The sequence below is a fragment of the Streptomyces sp. NPDC059371 genome (genome assembly GCF_042751995.1).
GTDB lineage: Bacteria > Actinomycetota > Actinomycetes > Streptomycetales > Streptomycetaceae > Streptomyces.
The window spans coordinates 25,718-28,915 of the sequence record NZ_JBHYXD010000112.1; the positions used below are offsets into that span (position 1 = coordinate 25,718).

The window sequence follows — 3,198 nt, forward strand, 5'->3', positions numbered from 1 at the left end:
GCCCTGGTGCGTTGGATGGGCAGCGCGGGTGCTGTCCTGCTCCGCCCCGACCGTGTCGTCCTCGGCACCGCGGCTCGGCCCCCCCCCCCCCCCCCCAGCGGTGACCAACACGCGGGGGGCGGCGCCCGCGGGCGCGCCCCCCCCCCCCAACTCTCGTCTATTGAAGTTCGTCGTCCCCGGCGCGTACCGTCCATTCGGCGAACGTCTCGTTCGCGTTCTTCCGGCCCGCCAGGTAGGCGCGGGTCACGCGCTCCACGTAGTAGGGCAGTTCGGCCGCCGTGGTCTTCAGCCCGCGCAGCTTCCTGCCGAAGCGGCCGTCCGCGCCCTCGCGCAGGGCGAGGCCTCCGCCGAGGTGCACCTGGAATCCCTCGGTCTGGGTGCCGTCCGGCCCGGTCACGAGCTGCCCCTTGAGCCCGATGTCGGCGACCTGGGTCCGCGCGCACGCGTTGGGGCAGCCGTTGACGTTGACCTTGATGTCCAACGCCTCACCGGCGAGGCGCCGTTCGAGCTCGCCGATCAGGGTGGCCGCGCGCTCCTTGGTCTCGACGATCGCCAGCTTGCAGTACTCGATACCGGTGCAGGCCATCGTGTCGCGCCGCCAGGAGGACGGTTCGGCCTCCAGACCGACGGCGCGCAGCGCCTTGACGAGCGAGGCGGGATCGGTCACGTCGAGCACCACGATCTTCTGGTACGGGGTGAGCCGGACCCGCCCCGAGCCGTGGGCCTCGGCGAGGTCCGCGAGCCGGGCCAGCGTGTCGCCGGAGATCCGTCCGGCCACCGGGGCGGCACCCACGAAGTACCGTCCGTCGCGCTGCCGGTGGACCCCGATGTGGTCGAGCGGCGCGGCCGGCAGAACCGGGGCCGGGCCGTCGACGAGCGGACGGTTCAGGTACTCGTCCTCCAGCACCTCGCGGAACCGCTCCACACCCCAGTCGGCCACCAGGTACTTCAGCCGGGCGCGGCCGCGCAGCCGGCGATAGCCGTAGTCCCTGAACAGCCGGGTCACGGCCACCCAGACCTCGGGCACGTCGTCGAGCGCCACCCAGGCGCCCAGCCGCTCGGCGAGCCGCGGGGAGGTGGACAGGCCGCCGCCCACCCAGGGATCGAACCCCGGCCCGTGATCGGGGTGGACGCTGCCGAGGAACGCCAGATCGTTGATCTCGTACGGAATGTCGGGCAGCCAGCTCACCGCCGTCTTGTACTTGCGCGGCAGGTTGGACAGCGTGGGGTCGCCGATCCAGCGGGCGGTGATCTCCTCGATCGCCGGGGTGGCGTCGAGGAGTTCGTCCGCCGAGACCCCCGCGACCGGGCTGCCGACGACGACGCGCGGGCAGTCGCCGCACGCCTCGGTGGTCGACAGTCCCACCTCTTCGAGCCGGCGCCAGATCTCGGGGACGTCCTCGATCCGCACCCAGTGGAACTGGATGTTCTGCCGGTCGGTGACGTCCGCCGTGCCCCGGGCCCAGCGGACCGAGATGTCCGCGATCGCGCGGAGCCGGCGCGGATCGAGCCGCCCGCCGTCGATGCGCACGCGGAGCATGAAGTACTCGTCCTCCAGCTCCTCCGGCGCGAGAACGGCCGTGCGTCCCCCGTCGATGCCGGGACGGCGCTGGGTGTACAGCCCCCACCAGCGCAGCCGGGAGCGCAGATCGTCCGGGTCGATGGAGGCGAAGCCGTGATGCGCGTAGACCCGCTCGACGCGCTCCCGTACCCGCAGCGGGTCCTCGTCCTTCTTGATCTCCTCGTTCCTGTTGAGGGGCTCGCGCCGCCCGTGGGCCCACTGGCCCTCGTCGCGCGACCCCCCGCGCCCCGCCCGCGGTGCGGGCGACGCCGGCGCCGTGTCCGTCATGGTGTGCTGCCCTTCTCCGGCCTGTCGCCGGCCGCGGATCGCGGGCCGGCCTCGGATCGTCATGGCTTCGGCTGTTCCAGCGGCCCCGAGACGGCGGTGATCATTCCGCTGGTGAGCCAGTCCGCGCCCCCGTGCTCGTGGGCCGGCATGCCCGGGATGTACACCTCGGCCGCCGCATACATCAGGGCCGGGGCGAAGTCGCCGCCCAACTGCCGTTGCCAGGCCTCGTATCCGGCGGCGCTGGGCACCTCGCCGGGGAACCGTCCCGACAGCGCCGACAGATAGCGCTCGGCGGCGGGGCCCCGCGGGTCGTAGCGCAGCGGGATGAGCTGGCCCGCGCTCGGACCGAGCACGGGCGGCGAGAGCAGCCAGGGCGCCAGGTAGGTGCCCTCGGCCTTGACCCGGCCCGACTCGACCTCCTTGACCTGGGCCTCGGCGGCCGCCCAGCCGGTGACCACGATCAGCGGGGGCGCGCCCTTGCCGGGTGCCACCACGGTGACCTTCTCGCGGGCCGCGGCCTCGCGGACCACGCCCGCGGCGGCCCGGTCTCGGGGCGAGTCGTCCGCGCGCAGGGCGACGGTCCGTGCCCCGCGCTTCGCCAGGAAGCGCACGGTGGACCGCAGCATGCCGGCGTCGGCGGTGGTGAGACGGTCGGAGGGACAGGAGGACCAGGGGCCCTTGCCGCCCGCGAGCAGGGCGCCCAGAGCGGCGGACGCGCACTCGGGGCCGTCCGTGCCGTGCAGTGTGGCGGACACGGCGGCCGGCCTGTCGCCGGTGTCGACGTCCAGCGAGGCCGGGGCGCCGTTCACGGAGAGGTACAGCCGCCGGTCACCGGACCGGAGGGTGACGCCCACCCAGGTCCGCTCGGAACCGCTGTACCGCCGCCCGGCGGCGAGCCGCGCGGGGTCGGTGCCGGCGGACGCGTTGTCCGCGGCGACGCCCACCAGGTTGAACCCGGGCCGGTTCGGGACCACGAGGACCGGTACCCGCTGTGCCCCCGCCTCGACCGTACGCAGCAGGGGTACACCCGGGGTACCGGCCTCGGACCGCCCCGCGTCGTGCGACACCGTCATGCCCACCAGCACCGAGGTGATCACGATGACGGCGAAGGAGGCGAGCACGGTGCGCCGGCGGCGCAGTCGCCCGTACCGTAGTTGCAGCATGATCAGGCCGATCCCGCACGCCAGGACGAAGGCGCCCAGCAGGACGCCGTCCAACGGCCGGAAGTCCTGGGCGGCTTGGGCCAGGTGCCCGGGGGGGGCCGGCGGCGCCGCGCGCCACCAGGTAGGTCAAGTGTTTTGAAACCCCCCGCCCCCCGGCGCACCAACCAAAAAAAACCCACGGGGCGG

General features: G+C 74.0%; 2 protein-coding genes. Both read right to left on the reverse strand.

Annotation, left to right across the window (positions count from 1 at the left end; all coding sequences use genetic code 11):
• Nucleotides 1-157 precede the first annotated feature (157 nt).
• A complete protein-coding gene (locus ACFXGX_RS37340) occupies nt 158-1,849 on the reverse strand; it encodes a nitrite/sulfite reductase (RefSeq protein ID WP_384800946.1) in 1,692 nt (563 codons plus the stop codon).
• 59 nt (nt 1,850-1,908) lie between these two features.
• Complete coding sequence (locus tag ACFXGX_RS37345; protein WP_384800949.1) at nt 1,909-3,066, reverse strand: hypothetical protein; 1,158 nt, start codon at nt 3,064-3,066, stop codon at nt 1,909-1,911.
• Between the last annotated feature and the right edge of the window lie 132 nt (nt 3,067-3,198).